20 protein-coding genes are annotated in these 23385 nt (G+C 56.1%); 15 read left to right on the plus strand and 5 right to left on the minus strand.

The window, feature by feature from the left end; all coding sequences use genetic code 11:
- Positions 1–77 precede the first annotated feature (77 nt).
- Both AAIG26_RS07180 and AAIG26_RS07185 read left to right on the plus strand, forming a co-directional pair.
- Complete coding sequence (locus AAIG26_RS07180; protein ID WP_045510452.1) at positions 78–716, plus strand: DUF1007 family protein; 639 nt, start codon at positions 78–80, stop codon at positions 714–716.
- Entirely contained in the window at positions 707–1687 is a 981-nt protein-coding gene (locus AAIG26_RS07185) for a nickel/cobalt transporter (RefSeq protein ID WP_343180365.1), read from the plus strand. Before AAIG26_RS07180 ends, AAIG26_RS07185 begins: the two co-directional genes overlap by 10 nt.
- Before the next feature lie 42 nt (positions 1688–1729).
- Here the strand turns inward: AAIG26_RS07185 and suhB are convergent, their stop codons facing one another.
- Positions 1730–2533: an inositol-1-monophosphatase gene (gene suhB / locus AAIG26_RS07190; protein WP_200550140.1), complete on the minus strand. Its 804-nt coding sequence runs from the start codon at positions 2531–2533 to the stop codon at positions 1730–1732.
- A 117-nt stretch (positions 2534–2650) separates the two neighbouring features.
- Between suhB and trmJ the strand changes: the two genes are divergently transcribed.
- The 12 genes from trmJ to AAIG26_RS07250 all read left to right on the plus strand — a co-directional run bounded on the left by trmJ (position 2651) and on the right by AAIG26_RS07250 (position 13469).
- Positions 2651–3382 (plus strand): tRNA (cytosine(32)/uridine(32)-2'-O)-methyltransferase TrmJ, encoded by a 732-nt coding sequence (gene trmJ, locus AAIG26_RS07195; RefSeq protein ID WP_020454729.1) that lies wholly within the window; start codon positions 2651–2653, stop codon positions 3380–3382.
- Between the two features lie 189 nt (positions 3383–3571).
- Positions 3572–4063 (plus strand): Fe-S cluster assembly transcriptional regulator IscR, encoded by a 492-nt coding sequence (iscR, locus tag AAIG26_RS07200; protein ID WP_020454728.1) that lies wholly within the window; start codon positions 3572–3574, stop codon positions 4061–4063.
- Between the two features lie 118 nt (positions 4064–4181).
- The gene (gene iscS / locus AAIG26_RS07205) at positions 4182–5396 is read left to right on the plus strand and encodes a cysteine desulfurase (RefSeq protein ID WP_020454727.1); all 1215 of its coding nucleotides are present in this window, start codon (positions 4182–4184) and stop codon (positions 5394–5396) included.
- A 26-nt stretch (positions 5397–5422) separates the two neighbouring features.
- Positions 5423–5806, plus strand: a complete 384-nt coding sequence (gene iscU / locus AAIG26_RS07210) for a Fe-S cluster assembly scaffold IscU (protein WP_017459010.1) — start codon at positions 5423–5425, stop codon at positions 5804–5806.
- Positions 5807–5823: 17 nt separating this feature from the next.
- Positions 5824–6147 (plus strand): iron-sulfur cluster assembly protein IscA, encoded by a 324-nt coding sequence (gene iscA / locus AAIG26_RS07215; protein WP_017459009.1) that lies wholly within the window; start codon positions 5824–5826, stop codon positions 6145–6147.
- 73 nt (positions 6148–6220) lie between these two features.
- On the plus strand, positions 6221–6736 hold the full coding sequence (hscB, locus tag AAIG26_RS07220; protein WP_160269133.1) for a co-chaperone HscB: 516 nt from the start codon (positions 6221–6223) through the stop codon (positions 6734–6736).
- Positions 6737–6753: 17 nt separating this feature from the next.
- On the plus strand, positions 6754–8604 hold the full coding sequence (hscA, locus tag AAIG26_RS07225; RefSeq protein ID WP_343180366.1) for a Fe-S protein assembly chaperone HscA: 1851 nt from the start codon (positions 6754–6756) through the stop codon (positions 8602–8604).
- Position 8605: 1 nt separating this feature from the next.
- Positions 8606–8941 carry an ISC system 2Fe-2S type ferredoxin gene (fdx, locus tag AAIG26_RS07230; RefSeq protein WP_017459006.1) on the plus strand — a complete coding sequence of 112 codons (336 nt, stop codon included), beginning with the start codon at positions 8606–8608 and terminating at the stop codon, positions 8939–8941.
- A gap of 1 nt (position 8942) precedes the next feature.
- A complete protein-coding gene (iscX, locus tag AAIG26_RS07235) occupies positions 8943–9143 on the plus strand; it encodes a Fe-S cluster assembly protein IscX (protein WP_007370809.1) in 201 nt (66 codons plus the stop codon).
- 60 nt (positions 9144–9203) lie between these two features.
- A complete protein-coding gene (pepB, locus tag AAIG26_RS07240; RefSeq protein ID WP_045510439.1) occupies positions 9204–10490 on the plus strand; it encodes an aminopeptidase PepB in 1287 nt (428 codons plus the stop codon).
- A 46-nt stretch (positions 10491–10536) separates the two neighbouring features.
- Entirely contained in the window at positions 10537–11313 is a 777-nt protein-coding gene (gene sseB / locus AAIG26_RS07245; RefSeq protein WP_343180367.1) for an enhanced serine sensitivity protein SseB, read from the plus strand.
- 164 nt (positions 11314–11477) lie between these two features.
- Positions 11478–13469, plus strand: a complete 1992-nt coding sequence (locus AAIG26_RS07250) for a M48 family metallopeptidase (protein ID WP_343180368.1) — start codon at positions 11478–11480, stop codon at positions 13467–13469.
- 39 nt (positions 13470–13508) lie between these two features.
- On the opposite strand, the gene AAIG26_RS07255 is transcribed toward AAIG26_RS07250, so the two are convergent.
- The 4 genes from AAIG26_RS07255 to AAIG26_RS07270 all read right to left on the minus strand — a co-directional run bounded on the left by AAIG26_RS07255 (position 13509) and on the right by AAIG26_RS07270 (position 18138).
- Positions 13509–14279 carry a MurR/RpiR family transcriptional regulator gene (locus AAIG26_RS07255; protein WP_020454721.1) on the minus strand — a complete coding sequence of 257 codons (771 nt, stop codon included), beginning with the start codon at positions 14277–14279 and terminating at the stop codon, positions 13509–13511.
- Positions 14280–15122 carry a 3-mercaptopyruvate sulfurtransferase gene (gene sseA, locus AAIG26_RS07260; RefSeq protein ID WP_045510426.1) on the minus strand — a complete coding sequence of 281 codons (843 nt, stop codon included), beginning with the start codon at positions 15120–15122 and terminating at the stop codon, positions 14280–14282.
- Positions 15123–15219: 97 nt separating this feature from the next.
- The gene (locus AAIG26_RS07265; protein WP_343180369.1) at positions 15220–16581 is read right to left on the minus strand and encodes a 6-phospho-alpha-glucosidase; all 1362 of its coding nucleotides are present in this window, start codon (positions 16579–16581) and stop codon (positions 15220–15222) included.
- A gap of 12 nt (positions 16582–16593) precedes the next feature.
- On the minus strand, positions 16594–18138 hold the full coding sequence (locus AAIG26_RS07270; RefSeq protein ID WP_045510423.1) for a PTS transporter subunit EIIC: 1545 nt from the start codon (positions 18136–18138) through the stop codon (positions 16594–16596).
- 282 nt (positions 18139–18420) lie between these two features.
- On the opposite strand from AAIG26_RS07270, the gene AAIG26_RS07275 reads away from it, so the two are divergent.
- Positions 18421–23385 (plus strand): alpha-2-macroglobulin, encoded by a 4965-nt coding sequence (locus tag AAIG26_RS07275; protein ID WP_343180371.1) that lies wholly within the window; start codon positions 18421–18423, stop codon positions 23383–23385.

The raw sequence follows: 23385 nt of genomic DNA on the forward strand, positions 1-23385 counted from the left end.
CTCAGCGATAGCGCAGCGGCAGCTCTTTCATTCAGGATTGCCGGGGAGCATCACAGAATTTTTCTCGTGAGGAATACATGCAAGCAGTTAAACAATGCGCCAGTGGCCTGTTTCTCGCGCTTTTATCGTTTTCAGCGACGGCGCATCCGCACAGTTTTATCCGCATGAAAACGCAAGTGTTGATCGACAACGGGCAGTTCACCGGGCTGAAAATGCGCTGGACGATGGATGAGATCACTTCGGCGGATCTGCTGTATGACGCGGGCAATGCAAAACCTGGCGATGAGATCTGGAAAAAACTGGCGGCGGAAGTGATGGCAAACGTGCTGGGGCAACACTATTTCACCGAAGTCTGGCACAACGGGCAGAAAGTGAAGTTTCTTAACCGACCCACGGAATATGGCATGGAACAGGTCGCGCACCAGGCGGTGCTGACGTTTGTTTTACCGCTCGCCGAACCGCAGGTACTCAGCGGACAGCGGTATACTTTTTCCACTTTCGATCCCACCTATTTTGTCGATATGAGTTACGCAAAAGCGAGCGACGCGACATTGCCTGCCGCCGCACCGCAGGGCTGCAAACTGGCGGTACAAACGCCCAAACCCGGCGAGGAAGTGCTGAATTATGCCCAGTCGCTGGATAAAGCCGATGCGCCGGCAGAAGATATGGAACTCGGTAAACAATTTGCCCAGACGGTGACGCTGACATGTCCGTGATGGTGAGCGCTACGGCGCGAAAACGACGCTTATTGCACTGGTGGCCGCTGGTGCTTTTTATGCTGTGTGCGCTGGCCGCCGCGTTGTGGCTGTGGCAGATCTGGCCGCAGGTGATGGTGAAAAGCGTTATCTGGCAGCGCGATGTGAATATGAAAATGAGCAGCTTACTGAAAGCGGTGGCAGAAAACCCGCGCCAGGCCGGTGGGGCGCTGCTGCTGTTCAGTTTTGTCTATGGCGTGCTGCATGCGCTTGGGCCGGGACATGGCAAAGTGGTGATCACCACCTGGCTTGCCACGCATCCGTCAAAACTGAAACCGGCGATTGGCTTAACGCTGGCCTCTTCTTTGTTGCAGGGGCTGGTGGCCATTGCGCTGGTAGTGGTTGTGCTGAGTATTCTGGCGCTGCCCGCGCGGCAGCTGCATTTGAGCAGTTACTGGCTGGAGAAGGGCAGTTATTTACTGGTAGGTGTGCTGGGAGTGCTTTTGTGCTGGCGAGCGTTGAAAAAGCTGCGTGCGCTTGTACAAACGCCGAAATTCCGCGCCTTTACGCCGCACCATGTGCATCACGAAGGATGCGGTTGCGGTCATCAGCATTTACCCACGGCCTCGCAGTTGCAGAGCGGTGATGACTGGCGCGCACGGTTAATGATTATTTTGTCGATGGGGATGCGCCCCTGTTCCGGTGCGATCATGGTGCTGCTGTTCAGTAAAGTGATTGGCGTGTTTAGCTGGGGTGTGGCCTCCGCGCTGGCCATGGCGGTCGGAACGTCGCTGACCATCAGTTCGCTGGCGTTGCTGGTCCATGGTTTTCGCCAACTGGCAGTAAAATTAAGCGGGGATCGTGCGCCGGTATTGTGGCGACAGGTTGGCTGGACCACGCTGGCTCTGGCCGGTGGCGTATTGTTAATTAGCGCGTCGGTAATAATGTGGGTCAGTGTGTTACCGCCGGGCGGCGGATTACGACCGTTTTGATAGCACCCGGTGGTGGCAAACCTCCACCGGGCACAGCCAGACTTAGCGTTTCAGCGCGTCGCTCAGCTCTTCACGCATATTCGCCAGCATCGCTTTAACTACACGCGGGTTACCCGCCACGATGTTGCCGGTCATCATATAGTTGTGACCACCGGTGAAATCGCATACCAGACCGCCAGCTTCACGCACCAGCAGTTCACCGGCGGCGAAATCCCACGGTTTCAGCGCGATTTCGAAGAAACCATCCACGCGGCCAGCGGCAACATAGGCCAGATCCAGCGCAGCGGAACCCGTGCGGCGGAAGTCCGCGCATTCGGTGAACAGTTTGCCGACGATATTGATGTAGGTGGTGGCGTGTTGTTTGGCTTTGAACGGGAAGCCGGTCGCCAGAATAGTGCCATCCAGATCGCGAGCCGTGCTGCCTCGCAGACGGTAGCCGTTCAGCTGTGCGCCCTGACCGCGAGTGGCGGTGAACAGTTCGTTACGCATGGGATCGTAAACCACCGCGACTTCAGTGCGGCCTTTGATTCGTACGGCGATGGATACCGCGAAGTGCGGCAGGCGTTTGACAAAGTTGGTAGTGCCATCCAGCGGATCGATAACCCATTGCACATCCTGGTCAGCGCCTTCGTGCTCACCACTCTCTTCGGTGATGATGGTGTGTTGCGGGTAAGATTTGCGGATTGTTTCGATAATCAGCGCTTCGGCTGCTTTATCAATGTTGGTCACGAAATCATTGCTGCCTTTCTGGCTGGTTTCTACGGTGTCCGGAGTTTCGTAGTTTTTGGCAATTAAATTACCCGCCTTGCGCGCAGCACGCACGGCGATGTTCAGCATCGGATGCATCGGTCTCTCTCACTGGATGTTAAAGAACGGAAAACGGCGCATATCATAGCAGCGAATTCGGATTATGTCTTTGCTTTATGATAATATGCGCGAATATTCTTTAGCCGTTGAAAATCTATGCTGCAAAATATTCGAATCGTACTGGTGGAAACCTCCCACACCGGCAACATGGGCTCTGTTGCTCGTGCAATGAAAACAATGGGTTTAACGAATCTCTGGCTGGTGAACCCGCTGGTAAAACCGGATTCACAGGCTATCGCGCTGGCCGCAGGTGCCAGCGATGTGATTGGCAATGCGCAAATCGTCGACACGCTGGATGAAGCGCTCGCCGGTTGCAGCCTGGTTGTTGGCACCAGCGCGCGTTCCCGCACGCTGCCGTGGCCGATGCTCGATCCGCGTGAATGCGGGCTGAAAAGCGTTGCCGAAGCGCAACACGCGCCCATCGCGCTGGTGTTTGGTCGCGAACGCGTTGGCCTCACCAATGATGAGCTGCAAAAGTGCCACTACCACGTGGCGATTGCCGCCAACCCGGAATACAGCTCGCTGAACCTGGCGATGGCGGTGCAGGTTATTGCTTATGAAGTGCGCATGGCCTGGCTGGCAGCGCAAGAGAGCACTGCCCCGGCGGTTGAACATGAAGAGACGCCGTACCCGCTGGTCGATGATCTGGAACGTTTTTACGGGCATCTGGAGCAAACGCTGCTGGCGACCGGTTTTATTCGTGAAAACCACCCCGGCCAGGTGATGAACAAACTGCGCCGTCTGTTTACCCGCGCGCGCCCGGAAAGTCAGGAGCTTAATATCCTGCGCGGCATCCTGGCGTCGATCGAACAGAAGCATAAAGAGTAATACGCGAGGCCGGGAAATGGCCTTTTTTCGGCCTAACTCTATGAAAGCACTAAACGACAAATACCTGACTAAAACAGTCAACTAAATAGTTGACCAATTTAGTCGGGAATGTCAGACTTGCGTCTGCTATGCAACATTAACATATTAATAATACACCCCGGGCAGGGGCGAGTTTGAGGCTTGTAAGACATGAGACTGACATCTAAAGGGCGTTATGCCGTGACCGCAATGCTGGACGTTGCACTCAACTCCGAAGCGGGCCCGGTTCCGTTGGCTGATATTTCCGAGCGTCAGGGAATTTCCCTCTCCTACCTGGAGCAGCTGTTCTCCCGTCTGCGTAAAAATGGCTTAGTCGCCAGCGTACGTGGCCCGGGCGGCGGTTACCTGCTGGGTAAAGACGCAAATACCATTGCCGTTGGCGAAGTGATTAGCGCAGTTGACGAATCCGTAGACGCAACCCGCTGCCAGGGTAAAAGCGGCTGCCAGGGTGGTGATAAGTGCCTGACCCATGCGCTGTGGCGCGATCTGAGCGATCGTCTGACCGGTTTCTTAAACAATATCACGCTGGGCGAACTGGTAAACAACCAGGAAATCCTCGATGTTTCCGATCGTCAGCACAGTAACGAATCCCATCGCACCACCCGCGCTCAAGACGCTATCGACGTCAAACTGCGCGCATAATAAAAAACAGAATTCAGAATCGGGCCAGGGCACAAAACAGTGCCCTGTTAACGCGGTCGTACATCCAGCCGGTTGCCTGATTCCTTGCATTAGAGCGATGTACGGAGTTTAAAGAGCAATGAAATTACCGATTTATCTCGATTACTCCGCAACCACGCCGGTGGATCCGCGTGTTGCCGAGAAAATGATGCAGTTTCTGACCCTGGACGGGACCTTTGGTAACCCTGCTTCCCGTTCTCACCGTTTTGGCTGGCAAGCTGAAGAAGCGGTAGATATCGCCCGTAACCAGATTGCAGAACTGGTCGGTGCGGACCCGCGTGAAATCGTCTTCACTTCCGGTGCAACCGAATCCGATAACCTGGCGATCAAAGGTGCAGCCAACTTTTATCAGAAAAAAGGCAAGCACATTATCACCAGCAAAACCGAACACAAAGCCGTGCTGGACACCTGCCGTCAACTGGAGCGCGAAGGCTTCGAAGTGACCTATCTTGCTCCGCAGAGCAACGGCATTATCGACCTGAAAGAGCTGGAAGCGGCGATGCGTGAAGACACCATCCTTGTTTCCATCATGCACGTGAACAACGAAATCGGCGTGGTACAGGATATCGCAGCCATCGGCGAAATGTGCCGTGCGCGCGGCATTATCTACCACGTTGACGCCACCCAGAGCGTGGGCAAACTGCCTATCGACCTGAGCCAGTTGAAAGTGGATCTGATGTCCTTCTCCGGCCATAAAATTTATGGGCCGAAAGGCATCGGTGCGCTCTACGTTCAGCGTAAACCGCGTGTGCGTATCGAAGCGCAGATGCACGGCGGCGGTCATGAGCGCGGTATGCGTTCCGGTACTCTGCCTGTCCACCAGATCGTCGGTATGGGCGAAGCGTACCGCATCGCAAAAGAAGAGATGGCGAGCGAAATGGAACGCCTGCGCGCGCTGCGTAACCGTCTGTGGAACGGCATCAACGACATTGAAGAAGTTTACCTGAACGGCGATCTCGAGCACGGCGCACCGAACATCCTCAACGTCAGCTTTAACTACGTTGAAGGCGAGTCGCTGATCATGGCGCTGAAAGATCTGGCTGTATCCTCCGGTTCTGCCTGTACCTCTGCAAGCCTGGAACCGTCCTACGTGCTGCGCGCACTGGGCATGAATGATGAGCTGGCACACAGCTCGATCCGTTTCTCTTTAGGTCGTTTTACCACCGAAGAAGAAATTGACTACACCATCGCGCTGGTACGTAAATCCATCGGCCGTCTGCGTGAACTCTCTCCGCTGTGGGAAATGTTCAAACAGGGCGTGGATTTGACCACCATCGAATGGGCTCATCATTAATAGTTGCGCAAGCAGGAGAAGAAAAAATGGCTTATAGCGAAAAAGTAATCGATCACTACGAAAACCCGCGCAACGTTGGCTCGTTTGACAACGACGACACGGTTGGTAGCGGCATGGTTGGCGCACCGGCGTGCGGCGACGTGATGAAACTGCAGATCAAAGTTAACGATAAAGGCATTATCGAAGACGCGCGTTTTAAAACTTACGGTTGCGGCTCTGCAATCGCTTCCAGCTCGCTGGTCACCGAATGGGTGAAAGGCAAGTCACTGGACGAAGCGCAGGCGATTAAAAACACCGATATCGCCGAAGAGCTGGAACTGCCGCCGGTGAAAATTCACTGTTCTATCCTGGCGGAAGACGCGATTAAAGCCGCAATTGCGGATTACAAAAGTAAACAAGAAGCGAAATAAGGCGGGAGGTTGTTGTCATGTCCATTAGCCTGAGCGACAGTGCTGCCGCGCGAGTCAATACCTTCCTGGCCAACCGTGGTAAAGGGTTTGGTCTGCGCCTGGGGGTGAGAACCTCCGGCTGTTCTGGTATGGCTTATGTCCTTGAGTTTGTCGATGCGCCGAACGAAGAAGACACGGTGTTTGAAGACAAAGGCGTGAAGGTAGTGGTTGACGGCAAAAGCCTGCAATTCCTCGACGGCACTCAACTGGACTTCGTCAAAGAAGGCCTGAACGAAGGGTTTAAATTCACCAACCCGAACGTTAAAGACGAGTGCGGTTGCGGCGAAAGCTTCAACGTTTAATCGCCACCATCCGATGACCCCACCGCAGCGTCCTGCGCGTGGGGTTTGTTTCGATTGCACACCCGGAATTGTTATGGATTACTTCACCCTCTTTGGGTTGCCGGCCCACTATCCGCTCGATGTTCAGGCGCTGGCGACACGTTTCCAGGATCTGCAACGTCAGTTCCACCCGGATCGCTTCGCAAACCGCCCGCAGGCGGAACAACTGGCTGCCGTCCAGCAATCCGCTACCATTAACCAGGCATGGCAAACGCTGCGCAACCCGCTAACGCGCGCAGAATATTTGCTGTCGCTGCACGGTTTTGATTTAGCCTCCGAGCAACACACGGTGCGCGATACCGCCTTCTTAATGGAACAACTTGAGCTGCGTGAAGAGCTGGACGAGATTGAAAAAGCGCAAGACGCGACCCGTCTGGAAGCATTTCAACAGCGTGTGAAAGAAATGTATGACACCCGCCATCGGCAAATGGTGGAGCAATTAGATAGCCAGACGTGGGACGCGGCGGCGGATACCGTGCGTAAACTGCGTTTTCTCGATAAACTGCGCAGCGCAACAGAACAACTCGAAGAAAAACTGCTCGGTTTTTAATTTTTTGGAAGCACATCATGGCCTTATTACAAATTAGTGAGCCCGGTCTGAGCGCCGCGCCGCACCAGCGTCGTCTGGCGGCGGGTATCGATCTCGGCACCACCAATTCATTGGTTGCCACCGTGCGCAGCGGACAGGCGGAAACGCTGGCCGACAGCGCCGGACGTCACCTGCTCCCTTCGGTGGTTAACTACCAGGCCGACAGCCATGTTGTCGGTTACGATGCGCGCGCCAACGCCGCGCAGGACTCCGTAAACACCATCAGCTCGGTGAAACGCCTGATGGGGCGCAGCCTGGCCGACATTCAGACGCGTTACCCGCACCTGCCGTGGCAGTTCCAGCCGAGCGAAAATGGTCTGCCGATGATTGCCACGCGTGGCGGCCTGGTTAACCCGATTCGCGTTTCTGCGGATATCCTCAAAGCCCTTGCCGCGCGCGCGCAAGAGACGCTTTCCGGCGAGCTGGACGGCGTTGTGATCACTGTTCCTGCCTATTTTGATGACGCACAGCGTCAGGGCACCAAAGATGCGGCGCGTCTGGCGGGCTTGCACGTATTGCGTCTGCTGAACGAACCGACCGCTGCGGCTATCGCCTACGGTCTGGACTCCGGCAAAGAGGGCGTGATTGCGGTTTATGACCTCGGCGGCGGCACCTTTGATATCTCGATTTTGCGCCTGAGCCGTGGCGTTTTCGAAGTGCTGGCGACCGGCGGTGATTCCGCGCTCGGCGGCGACGATTTCGACCATCTGCTGGCGGATTACATTTGCGAACAGGCGGGAATTGCCGATCGCAGCGACGTGCGCCAACAGCGCGAATTGCTGGATGCGGCGATTGCCGCAAAAATCGCCCTCAGCGAGGCCGACAGTGTCACCGTTGAGGTGGCGGGCTGGCAGGGCACCATTGCACGTACCCAGTTTGAAGCATTGATTTCAACGCTGGTCAAACGCACCTTACTCTCTTGTCGTCGCGCGCTGAAAGATGCGGGTGTCGAAGCGCAAGAAGTGCTGGAAGTGGTGATGGTCGGTGGCTCGACGCGCGTGCCGCTGGTGCGCGAGCGGGTTGGCGAGTTCTTTGGTCGCACGCCGTTGACGTCGATTGACCCGGATAAAGTGGTGGCGATTGGCGCGGCAATCCAGGCCGATATTCTGGTTGGCAACAAGCCGGACAGCGAAATGCTGCTGCTGGATGTCATTCCGCTCTCGCTGGGGCTGGAAACGATGGGCGGCTTGGTAGAAAAAGTGATCCCGCGTAATACCACCATTCCGGTGGCGCGCGCGCAGGAGTTCACCACTTTCAAAGATGGCCAGACAGCGATGTCTATCCATGTGATGCAGGGCGAGCGTGAGCTGGTGGCAGACTGCCGTTCACTGGCGCGTTTTGCACTGCGCGGTATCCCGGCGATGCCGGCGGGCGGGGCGCATATTCGCGTCACCTTCCAGGTGGATGCTGACGGTCTGCTCAGCGTAACCGCGATGGAAAAATCCACCGGCGTGGAAGCCTCCATTCAGGTGAAACCGTCGTACGGTCTGACCGATGGCGAAATCGCCGACATGATCAAAGACTCCATGAGTTTCGCCGAGCAGGACGTGAAAGCGCGCATGCTGGCGGAGCAGAAAGTGGAAGCCGCGCGCGTGCTGGAAAGTCTTGCCAGTGCGCTTGCCGCTGACGCCGCGCTGTTAAGCGCCGCAGAGCGTGCGGAGATCGACGACGCAGTCGCGCAGTTACGCGCGGTTGCCGACGGCGATGACACCGACGCGATAGAACAAGCCATTAAAAATGTAGATAAACAAACCCAGGAATTCGCCGCACGCCGTATGGATCAATCCGTACGTACCGCGCTGAAAGGCCATTCCGTCGACGAGGTTTAATATGCCTAAAATTGTTTTTCTGCCTCATCAGGATCTCTGTCCGGATGGCGCAGTTCTGGAAGCTAAGAGCGGTGAAACCATTCTTGATGTCGCCCTGCGTGGCGGGATTGAGATTGAGCACGCCTGCGAAAAATCCTGCGCCTGCACCACTTGCCACTGTGTGGTACGTGAAGGTTTTGACTCGTTGCCGGAAAGCAGCGAAGAGGAAGACGACATGCTGGATAAAGCGTGGGGTCTGGAGCCGGAAAGCCGCTTAGGCTGCCAGGCGCGTGTTACCGATGAAGATCTGGTGGTTGAAATTCCGCGTTACACCATCAACCACGCGCGGGAGCACTAATATGGGGCTGAAATGGACCGATAGCCGCGAAATCGGCGAGGCGCTGTACGACAGCCGCCCGGACGTAGATCCGAAAACCGTGCGTTTCACCGATATGCACCAGTGGATCTGCGAGCTGGAAGAGTTTGACGATGATCCGAATGCATCGAATGAAAAAATTCTCGAAGCGATTCTGCTAGTCTGGTTAGACGAAGCATCGTAATCATCAAACGGGCTGCCTTCGGGCGGCCCGTTTTCATGAACAGCCATAAGGATAAAAATAATGACAGAAGCTATGAAAATTACGCTGACAACGCAAAGCGCCGACGCGCGCTGGGGTGAAAAAGCCGCTTACAGCATCAATAACGACGGCATCGCACTGCATCTGACCGGGAAAGATGACTTAGGCCTGATCCAACGCGCCGCGCGTAAAATCGACGGCATGGGCATCAAGCATGTTGCCCTGAGCGGTGAAGGCTGGGACGCGGATCGCAGCTGGGCATTCTGGGCCGGTTATAAAGGGCCAAAAGGCACGCGCAAAGTCGAATGGGCGCAGCTTAACGACGCAGAGCAAAAAGAGCTGGATAGTCGCCTGCTGGTGATCGACTGGGTGCGCGACACCATCAACGCCCCGGCGGAAGAGTTAGGGCCGGAGCAACTGGCGCAGCGCGCGGTCGATCTGCTGCACAAAGTCGGTGGCGATAACGTCTCGTATCGCATCACCAAAGGGGAAGATCTGCGCGAGCAGAATTATCTCGGTCTGCATACGGTTGGCCGTGGTTCCGAGCGCCCGCCGGTACTGCTGGCGCTGGACTTCAACCCGACCGGTAACCCGGACGCGCCGGTTTATGCCGCGCTGGTGGGCAAAGGCATAACCTTCGATTCCGGGGGTTACAGCATTAAGCCGACTTCCTCAATGGATTCCATGAAATCCGATATGGGCGGCGCGGCACTGGTGACCGGTGCGCTGGCGTTTGCCATCCATCGCGGGCTGGATAAACGCATCAAACTGTACCTGTGCTGTGCCGATAACCTGATTAGCGGCAACGCCTTCAAACTGGGCGATATCATCCGTTATCGTAACGGTAAAACCGTCGAAATCATGAATACCGATGCGGAAGGGCGTCTGGTGCTGGCCGATGGCCTGATCGACGCTTCTGCGCAGAAACCAGAGCTGATTATTGATGCGGCAACGCTGACCGGTGCGGCGAAAACCGCGCTGGGCAATGATTATCACGCGCTGTTCAGCTTTGACGATGCGCTTGCCGGGCGTCTGCTCAGCAGTGCCAGCGCGGAAAACGAGCCGTTCTGGCGCTTGCCGCTGGCCGAATTCCATCGCAATCAACTGCCGTCTAATTTCGCAGAACTGAACAACACCGCGGGTGGTTCATTCCCGGCAGGGGCGAGCACGGCGGCCGGTTTCCTGTCGCACTTTGTTGAAAACTACCAGCAGGGCTGGCTGCACATCGACTGCTCAGCTACCTATCGTAAAGCGGCGGTTGAGCAGTGGGCCGCAGGGGCAACCGGCCTTGGCGTGCGTACCCTGGCGAATCTGTTAACCGCGAAGTAATCTTTTTTCCTCTCCCGCGAGGGGGAGGAAACTCTCTGGAACCACTATGTCAGAAATCAAAAACGAATTAGAAACCCTGCTGGAACAGGCCGCGACTGAGCCTGCGTATCGTCCGGCATTTTTCCGCACGCTGCTGGAATCCACGGTTTGGGTGCCAGGCACGGCGGCGGAAGGTGAAGCCATTGTTGAAGACAGCGCGCTCGATTTACAGCACTGGGAAAAAGATGACGGCACATCCGTGATCCCGTTCTTTACCTCGCTGGACGCGCTGCAACAGGCAGTAGAAGAGGAGCAGGCGTTTGTGGTGATGCCCGCGCGTACGCTGTTTGAAATGACGCTCGGCGAGACGCTGTTCCTCAATGCCAGGTTGCCGACCGGCAAAGAGTTCACCCCACGTGAAATCAGCCACCTGGTGGGCGAAGAGGGCAGCCCTCTAAGCCAGCAGGAAGTGCTGGAGGGCGGCACGGCGCTGCTGCTTTCCGACGTGGCTGAACCGCCCGCGCAAATGGTGGATTCGCTGACCACGCTGTTTAAAAGCATCAAAACCGTGAAGCGCGCGTTTCTCTGCTCAATCAAAGAGAAAGCTGATGAGCAGCCCAATCTGCTGATTGGAATCGAAGCCGATGGCGATATTGAAGAGATTATTCACGCGGCGGGCAGTGTGGCGACCGATACGCTCCCCGGTGATGAGCCGGTGGATATTTGCCAGGTCGTTGAAGGTGAAAAAGGAATTAGCCATTTTATGATGGCGCATATTACCCCTTTCTACGAACGACGCTGGGGAAGTTTCCTGCGCGACTTTAAGCAAAATCGCATTATTTAATTATCGGGCGGTATGTTACGTACCGCCTTCTATTATTTAAAAAATTGAATTATTAGCCTTTCATTAATAACGTCGTACGGCTTTCGCTGTAAATTCCATAAATTATGTATTAATCCCATTCCTGTGATACGGTTCGTTTTTACGTTTCTTTACGGTTACTTTTTATGGACAAAAAAAGCCTGCTGTACTGCTTCGGCGTACCGTTAATTCTTTTCTTCTACGCCTGCTGGCAGAATATCCGTATTAACGAAGTGGATGTTTATCAGGTCACGCAATATGGTTTTGTCGGTCACAGCGTATTTGCCGATATGTCGCGCCAGATGCTCGCCAAAGCCGGTATGTTGTTTTCCCTGTTGGGCTTGATTGCCAGTACCAGCGCGGTAATTCTCTGTATTTTAAGCGTACGGAAAGCCCGTATATCTGCGGAAAAGCTCATTGCCGCGTTTACCCTTTGTCGCAAGTTACTGCCATTTATTATGGTTGGCGTAATGGCGTCGATTGGTTTCGCGCTGGTCTGCGTACTGTTATATGAGGTGTGCTGGATCTACACGCTCGGCAGGGCGAGCGCCTTTAATATCAAACTGGTGATATTTGTTTTGCTGATCATTGGTTCGCTGGTATTTATGGTGCTGAAAAGCCTGTTCTTACTAAAACGCTGCTTTGCGCTGTTTGAGCCACAAGATATGCAGGTTCATGGTGCAGCTGTTTCTGAAGCCGACGCGCCGGAGCTGTGGCGCTGGGTCAGAGAATTAGCCCAGCGCGGGCAGGCTATTGTGCCGGATAATATTGTTGTCGGTTTATTTGAAGGGTTTTACGTCACCGCAAGCCCGGTGCAAATTGAAAATGGCGCGCGGTTAACCGGCAACACGCTCTATTTCCCGCTCAGCTACGCCGCGTTTATGAATAAAGACGAAGTGGCTGCCGTGATTGGTCATGAGCTGGGACATTTTTCCGGTAATGACACCGTCTACACCCTGCATTTCGCCGGGCTGTATGCTGGTATGGAAAACAGTCTCGACTACTTTTATCGCGATGTGGCGAGCAGCGGCTGGCTTGAGCGGCTGGCGCTCAACCCGACTATTCATCTCGGCCTCTGGTTTTACCGTCAGTTCCATGAAACGGTCAATGGCTGGAGCCGCGTACGCGAACTGGCGGCGGACGCTGCGGGCGCGCGTACCAGTTCGCCGCAGGCGCTGGCGGCCTCGCTCCTGCGTTTCTCTGCGCTCAATGAACGCTTTAACGCGCCGATGGAGCTGTTCTTTAATCGCAAACTTGAGACGCACGATCTGGTGCACAGCTTGTTTGCTTCGCTGCGTGAGGGCGGGCGTTTTGATGTTGCCGCCTCGCTTGAGCAGGAACTGGCGCACCCAACAGACAGCCACCCGCCGACGCGCGTGCGTATCGAGCAACTGAATGTGCCGCTGGATGAAACGCTGCTGGCCAGGGCGTCGCGCCCGGCGGATGAGGCGGATTACCAGTGGATGCGCAGTTTATTCCGTGATGCTTCGGCTTTATCAGCCGCGTTAACCGCTGGCATGGCGAGCAATGTGGAAGCACATCATGACGCTTATCAGGCCGAATTAGAGAATCTGGCAGCACACTCCACGGAAAGCGTCGTTGTCTCGCTGCGTAAGAAAAATTTCTGGCTGTTCCTGGTGCTGGCGGTGCTCTGTGTTGCCGGTGCCGGTTTAGTCCTCACGCTGAGCATCCAGTGGAACGCCACCGCCAATCCCTCAATGGAGAAGATAATTTTTGGGCTGGCCGTTGGCGGGCTGATCTTTGGGCTGGGAAGCTGGACGATGTATACGCGCGTGCGCCAGCCGCTGTTCACACTGACGGCACAAGGCATCGAAAGCTATCAGCTCAGCGCGCCGCTGTTGCTGGCGGAGATTGAAAACATTGATATTCGTAGCGTTAATGACTGGGTATTTATCGATCTCTACTGGCGGGAGGGTTATCAGCCACCTACCTGCACCGTGGGGCGTTTGTTCCGCAATTTTGTTGTTGATCCGAAGAAGCGCAAAGTGGTGATAAGCCTGCCCGGCGGGGTGTTGAAAGGCGCACAGCGGGAAAAAATGCCGATTGAGGAGCTGTATGTCGCGCTTCATGAATACATTCAGGCGGCCTGGGCGCGGCGTGAACTGAGCCATTCGTAATGCGCGCATTTGTTGATGCTTGCCGCATAGCGGCAAGCCTTATTGCGTCGCTTCCAGCAGCAACAGATCCATCAGTAGCACCAGATTTGACTCGAACGAGGTGATCCCGGCGGCTTCAGCGGCAAAATGCACCGCTTCGTCGTACAGCGCGAAATGGATATCTGCCATCTCCGCCAGCGGGTTTACCGACGCGCGGGTAAATGCCACCACCGTCATACCGACCGTGCGCGCAATACGCGCTTTATCCAGCACTTGTTCCGTTTCACCGCTGCGGGAGACGGCAATAAACACCTGGTAGCGCGCCGCGTTACTGAGAAAGATATTCCGGCTGTCGCCCGGCCCGGAAATAAACGCCGTCTTGCCCAACACCTGTAATTTCTTGGTCAGATACTCAGCAAACAGATAGGAAAACCCGGCACCATACAGAAAAAAGCTCTCCTGCTCATGCAGCAGGGCGGCAAAATGCTGCCGTTTTTCCGCGCTCACCCACTGAAACGTGCGCTGATAATTCGCCATAAACTGCGCGAAAGCGGCGGGTAGCTCGGCGGGTTCACTGTGTGGCCCGGTAATGTGCGGCGTGTCTGCCAGCCGCTGTTTGCAGTGCCAGATAAACTCGCTATAGCCACTGAAACCGAGCTTCTGGCACAGGCGAATAATGGTGGCGGTGGAGACAAATGTCGCCTGCGCCAGTTCGCGTACCGTGATGTTCCCCACCAGCAACGGGTGTTCCGTCAGATGCGCAAGAACACGATATTCCGCGCGGGTCAGCGATTCCCCGCGCGTCAGCAGTGGTGCCAGTCGGTTGTCCATTTACGCCGTTTCGATGGGTAAATCGTCGCGCGCGCCCCATTCACTCCAGGAGCCGTCATACAGCGTCACGTTACTTGCACCAAGTGTTTCCAGTGCAAGGATCACCACCGATGCCGTCACGCCGGAGCCGCAGCTGGCGATGATCGGTTTGTGCAGATCCACACCCTGACGGCGGAAAATCGCCGCCAGCTCATCGGTGGTTTTCAGTTCACCTTCAACGACTAAATCGACCCACGGTACATTCAGCGCGCCGGGGATATGGCCGCGCTTCAGGCCCGCGCGCGGTTCATCCACTTCGCCATTAAAACGCGGAGCAGGGCGGGCATCGACAATTTGTGCCGTGCCTTCGTGGCTCGCCAGCAGCACGTCGGTCAGTTTTTTCACTACGTGAGGATCGAAATTGGCATTGAAGTCGGACTCCGGCAGCGGCACGTCGCCTTTTTGCAGCGGCAGGGCATCGCGCTGCCAGCCTGCCAGCCCACCGGCCAGAATCGAGACATTTTCCACGCCGTGATTACGTAACATCCACCAGGCGCGCGGGGCAGAGAAGAGATTGCCTTCGTCATACACCACCAGATGTTTATCCTGGCTGATGCCCAGTTCGCGCATCGCCACGGCGAACGCTTCCGGGCGCGTCAGCATATGCGGCAGCGGCGTGGTGTGATCGGAAAGGGCTTCGATATCAAAAAAGACCGCACCGGGAAGGTGCCCGGCGCGGTATTCCGCTCTCATGTCGCGATGCTCCTGACCCACTGGCGCCATCCGCGCATCAATCAGCTGGATTTCGGGATCATCGCTGTGCTCTATCAGCCAGTCGGCCGCGACAAAAAACGAGGTGGACATGGTTGTCTCCGTGTCATCAACAGTAACCTGAATTGTTAACGTTTTTTCATGACCCGACAAGCCGACTTCGCTAACGCCGCGAGCGACCTCGTTATTTTTATGCTGGTTTGCCGTTTTCCCATGCTTTTTGCAGCGCTGGCCAGTAGTCACGGTTGGCTTCGATCATCTCATCAAGGATCGCTTTCGCGTGCTGCATGGTCGGTACGGTGCGGTTGAGGGTAAATGCCTGCAGCGCTTTCTCGTAACTGCCTTCAATGGTGGCTTCCACCAGCAGTTGTTCCGACGCCAGTTGCTGCATTAGCAACGTCTGGTGGAACAGCGGCACCGCGCCCATCCGCACTGGCTCCGGCCCTTCACTGGTGATGTAAGCCGGGACTTCCACCATCGCATCGTAAGGCAGGTTAGCAATCGCCCCTTTGTTTTCCACAATCACCAGGTGACGCTGGCGCAGGTCAAAAGCCAGCGAACAAGCGACATCGACGATAAACGCGCCGTGTACGCCAACATGGAACGCATCCGGCAGAATGCCGGTGCGCTGATATTCCGCCGCGGCGGCAAACAGTTTTTTCTCGCGCCCGTCCATCACTTCATTGGCTCGGGTGTAATCAGCGTTTTGATGCGCAACGATGTCGTTTGGCATTAGGTAATACTGCAAATAGGGGTTCGGCAAAAATTCCGGGAAGTGATCCATAATCGGCTTGATGTTGCGCCAGGTTTTCACCCACGACGGATCCGAGTGTTGCGGATCGGTTTGCGCGGCATCTTCAGTTAACAGGCCAAAACGGGCGACGTGCTCGCGCAACTCCGGCAGCCGGTCTTCACCATCGACCCGCACTTTGGTAAACCAGCCAAAGTGATTCAGACCGAAGTAATCCACCTCCAGTTTGTGGCGATCAACGCCGAGGATCGCGCCCATATTGCGCATTGCCGCCACCGGCATATCACAAATATTCAGCACGCGCGCGTCGGGACGCAGACGGCGCACCCCTTCGGCGACAATCGCTGCCGGGTTCGAGTAGTTAACGATCCAGGCGCTTTTATCGGCGTAACGTTCCACCAGATCTATCAGTTCTACCATTGGCAAAATGGTTCGCAGCCCGTAAGCCAGCCCGCCAGGCCCGCAGGTTTCCTGACCCACCACGCCGTGGCGCAGCGGGATCTTTTCATCCTGCTCGCGCATTTTGTACTGCCCGACGCGCATCTGCGCGAAGGCAAAATGTGCGCCGCGAAACGCCGTTTCCGCATCACTGGTGACGGTAAACTTGATGCTCTGGCTGTGGTCACGGATCACTTTTTCCACCACCGGTGCGATGGTGTTTTGCCGGGTTTCATCGATATCGTAAAGGCGGATTTCCGCCAGCGGAAAATCTTCCAGTCTCACCATCAGGCTTTTGACAATGCCCGGGGTGTAGGTGCTGCCGCCACCGGCGATCGATAAAATAAACGGGGGTTTAATCATTTCTGGACTCCTTTAGAGAAACATCTCAACCGCTTCTCGCATTTTTTTGACATGCAGCCCGTAGACCACCTGAACGTTATTACCTTGTTTAATCACGCCTTTCGCGCCTGTCGCTTTTAGCTGCGGCTCATTAATTACCGCAGTGTCTTTCACCGTGACGCGCAGGCGGGTGTAGCAGTTATCCACCACTTCAATATTGGCGCGCCCGCCCAGCCCTTCGATAATCGCTTCGCCAACTGCGTCGTTATTGCCTTTTGCCTGGTAATCCTGCTTGCTGTAAAGGCGCGTCTCTTCGCTGTCATCCTCACGCCCTGGCGTTTTCATATCGAAGCGCAAAATCAGGAAGCGGAAGATAACGAAGTAGAGGGCGAACATGATGAGCCCGACGAGGATGTACATCGGCCAGTTGGATTTCACGGTGCCGAGCGGCAGGTTGTAGAGAATGAAATCGATAATGCCATTCGCGCCGATGGCGTGAACGCCAAACAGGGAAAACAGCATCATGCCAATGCCGGTCAGTACGGCGTGAACCACAAACAGCAGCGGCGCGACAAACAGGAACGAGAACTCAATCGGTTCGGTCACACCCACCAGCAACGAGGTGAGCGCGGCGGGGATCAAAATGGCTTTTGCTGCGGCTTTGCGTTCCGGTTTCGCGGTGACATACATCGCCAGCGCGGCGGCGGGCAGGCCGAACATTTTACTGATGCCGCGTGCATCCCACACTGCCGTGCTGCTCAATTGTGTGACGCTCGGGCAGGCCATTTCTGCGAAGTAGATATTGCGTGCGCCCTGGTAGGTGCTACCGCAAACATCTGCCGTACCACCTAACTCCGTGTACAGAAACGGTGTGTAAACCAGGTGATGCAGCCCGGTCGGCACCAGAATGCGCTCCAGAAAACCGTACACCGCCACACCAAATGGCCCGGCACCTTTGATCGCCAGCGCCAGCGTGCTGATGCCGTGCTGGGCAAAGGGCCATAACTCACTCATCACCACGCCGAGCACGATGGATACCGGTAGCATAATAATGGCGACAAAACAGTGGCCGGAGTAAATCGCCATCGCGCCGGAAAACTGTACGCCGGAATATTTATCGTACAGATAGCCCGACAGCGCGCCGGTGAGTATGCCAGCGAAAACGCCCATCTCCAGCACCTGTACGCCCAGCACCATGCTTTGCCCGGCGGCTTTCATCTGCGCAGCCGGGGCCAGCGCACCCTGCATTTGCAAAGTGACATTCATGGCGTTGATGAAAACAATAAACGTCACCAGACCAATTAACGCGGCATAGCCTTTATCCCGCGAAGCCAGCCCGACCGGGATGCCGACAGCAAACACCAGTGCCAGGTTAGCCAGCACGGAGACGGCGGATTTGGCAATGAGCTGGCCGACGTTTTGAATAAACGGATGACCAAGAAAGGGTAAATATTCGGCCAGGTTGCCGTTGCCAAAGATATTTCCGAAGGCAATAAACAAACCGACGATGGGCAAAATGAGCACCGGACCAAAGAGGGACTTACCAAAATTTTGTAGGGCATTCACGGCTCTGGACATAATGTTCTCTCTTATTAGAACCGCGCACAAAGGTGCACAGACCGCTTAACGTTAGCAGCCAGTGGTAAGAAATATCCAGCTATCTTATTGTTTTAAAAACAAATGACTCATAAGGTAACATGTTACATTACGGGCTGTGATCGGCTTAACAGCGAGGGTTAAGAACGTTAAGTGCGCTTTGCGAGGCGCTTTCCAGAATTCATCGGCGCTTTTGTAATTGTCACGGTTGCGCATAATAATGTGTGAGCCTCTTTCAACAGGTTACTTAACCAGGGATAACGAATGAAACCGCTACGTCTTGCGGCGCTGACTCTTGCGCTCGTCACCACCTTTACGCTCGCGGGCTGCGATGATAACGATAAGCCTAAGGCCGCCACTGCTCCCGAATCGAAGGCTGCGCCTGCGCCAGAGCAAAAAACACCGGCGGCGATCCCGCAGGATAAAGCAAAGCTTGCTGAGCTTGCCGCACGCAGCGAAGGCAAACCGTTAACGCTGCTGGATGCCTCTGAAGTGCAGCTTGACGGCGCAGCAACGTTGGTGCTGACCTTCTCGGTGCCGCTGGATCCAGACCAGAACTTTGCTTCCGCCGTGCATCTGGTGGATAAAAAAAGTGGCAAAGTGGATGGTGCCTGGGAGCTGGCGCCTAACCTGAAAGAGTTGCGCCTGCGCCATCTCGAACCAAACCGCGAGCTGCTGGTATCGGTCGATAAAGGGTTGCTGGCGCTTAACAAGGCTACGTTCGGTAGCGATTACGAAAAAACAATCACCACCCGCGATGTGCAACCGAGCGTCGGTTTCGCCAGCCGTGGTTCGCTGCTGCCAGGCAAAGTAGTGGATGGGCTGCCGGTGATGGCGCTGAACGTGGACAACGTTGACGTCAATTTTTACCGCGTGAAACCGGAATCGCTGGCCGCGTTTATCAGCCAGTGGGAGTACCGCAGTTCGTTGTCGAACTGGGAATCGGAAACGCTACTGAAAATGGCCGACCTGGTTTATACCGGCCGTTTTGATCTCAACCCAACCCGCAACACGCGTGAAAAACTGCTGTTGCCACTGGGCGGTATTCAGCCGTTACAGCAAACCGGCGTTTACATCGCGGTGATGAACCAGGCCGGGCATTACAACTACAGCAATGCCGCGACCCTGTTCACCCTCAGTAACATTGGCCTTTCTGCGCACCGTTACCACAACCGACTGGATATCTTCACCCAGGGGCTGGAAAACGGCGCTGCGCTCTCCGGCATTGAAGTGATGTTGCTGAACGAGAAGGGGCAAACCCTGGCGCAGGCCACCAGCGATAGCGATGGTCATGCCACGCTCAGCACCGATAAAGAAGCGGCGTTGATCCTCGCGCGCAAAGCGGGTGAAACCACGCTGCTGGATCTGAAATTACCGGCGCTGGATCTCGCCGAGTTCGCCATCGCAGGCGATCCTGGCTACAGCAAACAGTTCTTTATGTTTGGCCCGCGCGATCTCTACCGCCCGGGTGAAACGGTGATCCTTAATGGCCTGCTGCGCGACAGCGACGGCAAGCCACTGGCAGAGCAGCCGGTAAAACTTGAGGTGGTAAAACCGGACGGGCAGGTGATCCGCACGGTGGTTAGCCAGCCGCAAAACGGGCTGTACCAGTTTACTTACCCGCTGGAAGCCAGCGCGCAAACCGGTATGTGGCATATCCGTGCGAACACCGGGGATAACCTTTCCCGTGAGTGGGGTTTCCACGTTGAAGATTTCATGCCAGAGCGCATGGCGCTGAACATTACGCCGCAGCCAGAGCCTGTTGAGCCCGCCGCAGATGTGGTGTTTAACATTGATGGTCACTATCTGTATGGCGCGCCGGCCAGCGGGAACAGTCTGCAAGGCCAGCTGTTCCTGCGCCCGCTGCGCGAAGCCGTTCCCGCACTGCCGGGCTTCCAGTTTGGCGATATTGCCGAAGAGAATCTAAGCCGCAGCCTGGACGAAGTGCATCTGACGCTGGATAAACAAGGGCAGGGCGAAATCACCACGCCGAGCCAGTGGCAGGATTCGCACTCACCGTTGCAGGTGATTTTACAAGCCAGCCTGCTGGAGTCTGGCGGTCGCCCGGTGACACGCCGCGCAGAACAGGCTATCTGGCCCGCACAAGCGCTGCCGGGCATTCGTCCACAGTTTGCCTCCAAAGCCGTATATGACTATCGCACTGACACCACCGTGAACCAGCCGATAGTCGATGAGGGCAGCAATGCCGCTTTTGACATCGTTTATAGCGATGCCAGTGGCGCGAAAAAAGCGGTCAGCGATCTGCAGGTGCGCTTGATTCGTGAACGCCGCGACTACTTCTGGAACTGGTCGGAAAGCGAAGGCTGGCAATCACAATTCGACCAGAAAGATCTGGTCGAGGGCGAACAAAGCCTGACGCTCAAGGCAGATGAAACCGGAAAAGTCAGTTTCCCGGTGGACTGGGGTTCCTATCGTCTGGAAGTGAAAGGGCCGGATGACACCATCAGTAGCGTGCGCTTCTGGGCCGGTTACAGCTGGCAGGACAACACCGATGGCGCCGGTGCGGCAAGGCCGGATCGGGTGACGATGAAACTGGATAAACCGGCCTACAAACCGGGCGATACCATCAAATTGCACGTCACCGCGCCTGCCGCTGGTAAGGGCTATGCAATGATCGAATCCAGTGAAGGTCCGCTGTGGTGGAAAGAGATCGATGTGCCGGCAGAGGGCGTTGATCTGAGTATTCCTGTCGATCAGAAGTGGCAGCGCCACGATCTCTATATCAGCACGCTGGTGGTGCGCCCTGGCGATAAATCGAAATCCGCCACGCCAAAACGCGCTGTAGGTTTACTGCATCTCCCGATGGGCGATGAGAACCGTCGCCTTGACGTGACGCTCAGTGCGCCGCAAAAAATGCGTCCTAATCAACCGCTGACGGTGAAAGTCAAAGCGGCGGTGAAAAACGGCGCCACGCCAAAACAGGTTAACGTGCTGCTTTCTGCTGTGGACAGCGGCGTGCTGAACATTACCGATTATGTGACGCCGGATCCGTGGCAGGGCTTTTTCGGCCAGAAACGCTACGGTGCGGATATTTACGATATTTATGGTCAGGTGATTGAAGGGCAGGGACGTCTGGCGGCGCTGCGCTTTGGCGGCGATGGCGACGAGCTTAACCGTGGCGGCAAACCGCCGGTCAACCATGTCACCATTATTGCTCAGCAGGCACAGCCGGTAACGCTTGATGAAAATGGTGAAGGGACGGTGAGCTTGCCGATTGGCGATTTCAACGGCGAGCTGCGCGTAATGGCTCAAGCCTGGACGGCGGAAGACTTTGGTAGCACCGAAAGCAAAGTGATTGTGGCCGCGCCAGTGATTGCCGATCTCAATACCCCCCGCTTCCTTGGCAGTGGCGATACCTCGCGCCTGACGCTGGATCTGACTAACCTGACCGATCAACCGCAAACGCTCACTGTCGCGCTGACGGCGAGCGGCCTGCTGGGACTGGAAAGCGGTCAACCGGAGCCGGTTAAGCTCTCTGCCGGCGAGCGCACCACGCTGTTTATTCCGGTGCGTGCGCTGGAGGGATTTGGCGATGGCGAGATTAGTGCGCAAATCAGTGGCCTGACCTTACCGGGTGAAACGTTCGCACCGCAGCAAAAGCAGTGGAAAATCGGTGTGCGTCCCCCGTTCGCGGCACAGACTGTCAATAGCGGTGTGATGCTCAATCCGGGTGAGAGCTGGCATACGCCTGGGCAGCATCTTGCCAATATTTCACCGGTGACCTTGCAAGGTCGCTTACTGCTTAGCGGCAAGCCGCCGCTGAATCTGGCGCGCTACATCGAAGAGCTGCGTGCTTATCCGTACGGCTGTCTTGAACAGACCACCAGCGGGTTGTTCCCGTCGCTTTATACCAATGCCGCGCAGTTGAAAGCGCTGGGGATCAAAGGCGACAGCGATGAGCAGCGCCGCGCGGCGGTGGATTTGGGTATCTCCCGCCTGCTGCAGATGCAGCGCGAAGATGGCGGTTTCGCGTTGTGGGATAAGAGCGGGCCGGAGGAGTACTGGTTGACGGCCTACGTCACCGACTTCCTGGTAAGCGCCTCTGCGCAAGGGTACAGCGTGCCTATGGACGCACTGAACAACGCCAATAATCGCCTGCTGCGTTATTTGCAGGATCCGGCGGCTATGTCCATTCGCTATAGCGATGACGTTCCGGCAACCAAGTTCGCGGTACAAAGCTATGCCGGTCTGGTGCTGGCGCGCCAGCAGAAAGCACCGTTAGGCGCACTGCGTGAAATCTGGCAACGTCATGAGCAGGCTAAAGCGGCGCTGCCGCTGATGCAGCTGGGTGTGGCGCTGAAACTGATGGGCGATGCGCAGCGCAGCGAACAAGCGTTAGCGCTGGGGCTGAAAACATCTCGCCTGCAGTCCGGGCTCTGGCTGGCGGATTACGGCAGCGAACTGCGTGATAACGCATTGATCCTGGCGCTGCTGGAAGAGAACAACCTGCTGGCACAGGAGCAGCCGCGTCTGCTGGCGACGCTCGCCGAGCAGGCTTACGGTCAGCGCTGGTTGTCGACACAGGAGAGCAATGCGCTATTTATGGCCGGGCGTAACCTGCAAAACGCCACTGGCGCGTGGCAGGCACAAACCTCTCTGGATGCCGCGGGGCTCAGTGGCGATCGCCCGCAAAGCCGTAATCTCAGTGCCGATCAACTGGGGGCATTGCAGGTTACCAATAGCGGCAGCACACCGCTATGGTTGCGTCTCGACAGTACAGGTTATCCGGAGCAGGCACCCGCGCCGTCCGGGAAGGTATTAAAAATTGAGCGTATGTTCCTCGGAACCGATGGCCGCAGTAAATCACTTTCGTCACTGAAAAGCGGTGAACTGGTGCTGGTGCGTCTCGACGTGAACGCCAGCCAGAACGTACCGGATGCACTGGTGGTTGATTTACTGCCTGCCGGGCTGGAGCTGGAAAACCAGAACCTCGCCGATAGCAGCGCCAGTCTGCAAGATAGCGGCAGTGAAGTGCAGGATCTGCTTAATCGCATGCAACAAGTGGATATTCAGCATATGGAGTTTCGTGATGACCGATTTGTTGCAGCGGTACCGGTAAACGCAGGGGAGTGGGTCACGCTGGTTTACCTGGCGCGCGCGGTCACGCCAGGCACTTATCAGGTTCCCGCTCCGCAGGTGGAGTCAATGTATGTTCCGCAGTGGCGGGCAACCGGTGCGACCAGTGGTCCGCTGATTATCGTACCGTAA

The sequence above is a fragment of the Kosakonia sp. PSU_27 genome (assembly GCF_039409795.1).
Lineage (GTDB): Bacteria > Pseudomonadota > Gammaproteobacteria > Enterobacterales > Enterobacteriaceae > Kosakonia.

Excerpts from the sequence above, each read along its gene's own strand:
- AAIG26_RS07180 (WP_045510452.1), top strand. The coding sequence starts at position 78 with ATGCAAGCAGTTAAACAATGCGCCAGTGGCCTGTTTCTCGCGCTTTTA.
- AAIG26_RS07185 (WP_343180365.1), top strand. The coding sequence starts at position 707 with ATGTCCGTGATGGTGAGCGCTACGGCGCGAAAACGACGCTTATTGCAC.
- suhB (WP_200550140.1), bottom strand. The coding sequence starts at position 2,533 with ATGCATCCGATGCTGAACATCGCCGTGCGTGCTGCGCGCAAGGCGGGT.
- trmJ (WP_020454729.1), top strand. The coding sequence starts at position 2,651 with ATGCTGCAAAATATTCGAATCGTACTGGTGGAAACCTCCCACACCGGC.
- iscR (WP_020454728.1), top strand. The coding sequence starts at position 3,572 with ATGAGACTGACATCTAAAGGGCGTTATGCCGTGACCGCAATGCTGGAC.
- iscS (WP_020454727.1), top strand. The coding sequence starts at position 4,182 with ATGAAATTACCGATTTATCTCGATTACTCCGCAACCACGCCGGTGGAT.
- iscU (WP_017459010.1), top strand. The coding sequence starts at position 5,423 with ATGGCTTATAGCGAAAAAGTAATCGATCACTACGAAAACCCGCGCAAC.
- iscA (WP_017459009.1), top strand. The coding sequence starts at position 5,824 with ATGTCCATTAGCCTGAGCGACAGTGCTGCCGCGCGAGTCAATACCTTC.
- hscB (WP_160269133.1), top strand. The coding sequence starts at position 6,221 with ATGGATTACTTCACCCTCTTTGGGTTGCCGGCCCACTATCCGCTCGAT.
- hscA (WP_343180366.1), top strand. The coding sequence starts at position 6,754 with ATGGCCTTATTACAAATTAGTGAGCCCGGTCTGAGCGCCGCGCCGCAC.
- fdx (WP_017459006.1), top strand. The coding sequence starts at position 8,606 with ATGCCTAAAATTGTTTTTCTGCCTCATCAGGATCTCTGTCCGGATGGC.
- iscX (WP_007370809.1), top strand. The coding sequence starts at position 8,943 with ATGGGGCTGAAATGGACCGATAGCCGCGAAATCGGCGAGGCGCTGTAC.
- pepB (WP_045510439.1), top strand. The coding sequence starts at position 9,204 with ATGACAGAAGCTATGAAAATTACGCTGACAACGCAAAGCGCCGACGCG.
- sseB (WP_343180367.1), top strand. The coding sequence starts at position 10,537 with ATGTCAGAAATCAAAAACGAATTAGAAACCCTGCTGGAACAGGCCGCG.
- AAIG26_RS07250 (WP_343180368.1), top strand. The coding sequence starts at position 11,478 with ATGGACAAAAAAAGCCTGCTGTACTGCTTCGGCGTACCGTTAATTCTT.
- AAIG26_RS07255 (WP_020454721.1), bottom strand. The coding sequence starts at position 14,279 with ATGGACAACCGACTGGCACCACTGCTGACGCGCGGGGAATCGCTGACC.
- sseA (WP_045510426.1), bottom strand. The coding sequence starts at position 15,122 with ATGTCCACCTCGTTTTTTGTCGCGGCCGACTGGCTGATAGAGCACAGC.
- AAIG26_RS07265 (WP_343180369.1), bottom strand. The coding sequence starts at position 16,581 with ATGATTAAACCCCCGTTTATTTTATCGATCGCCGGTGGCGGCAGCACC.
- AAIG26_RS07270 (WP_045510423.1), bottom strand. The coding sequence starts at position 18,138 with ATGTCCAGAGCCGTGAATGCCCTACAAAATTTTGGTAAGTCCCTCTTT.
- AAIG26_RS07275 (WP_343180371.1), top strand. The coding sequence starts at position 18,421 with ATGAAACCGCTACGTCTTGCGGCGCTGACTCTTGCGCTCGTCACCACC.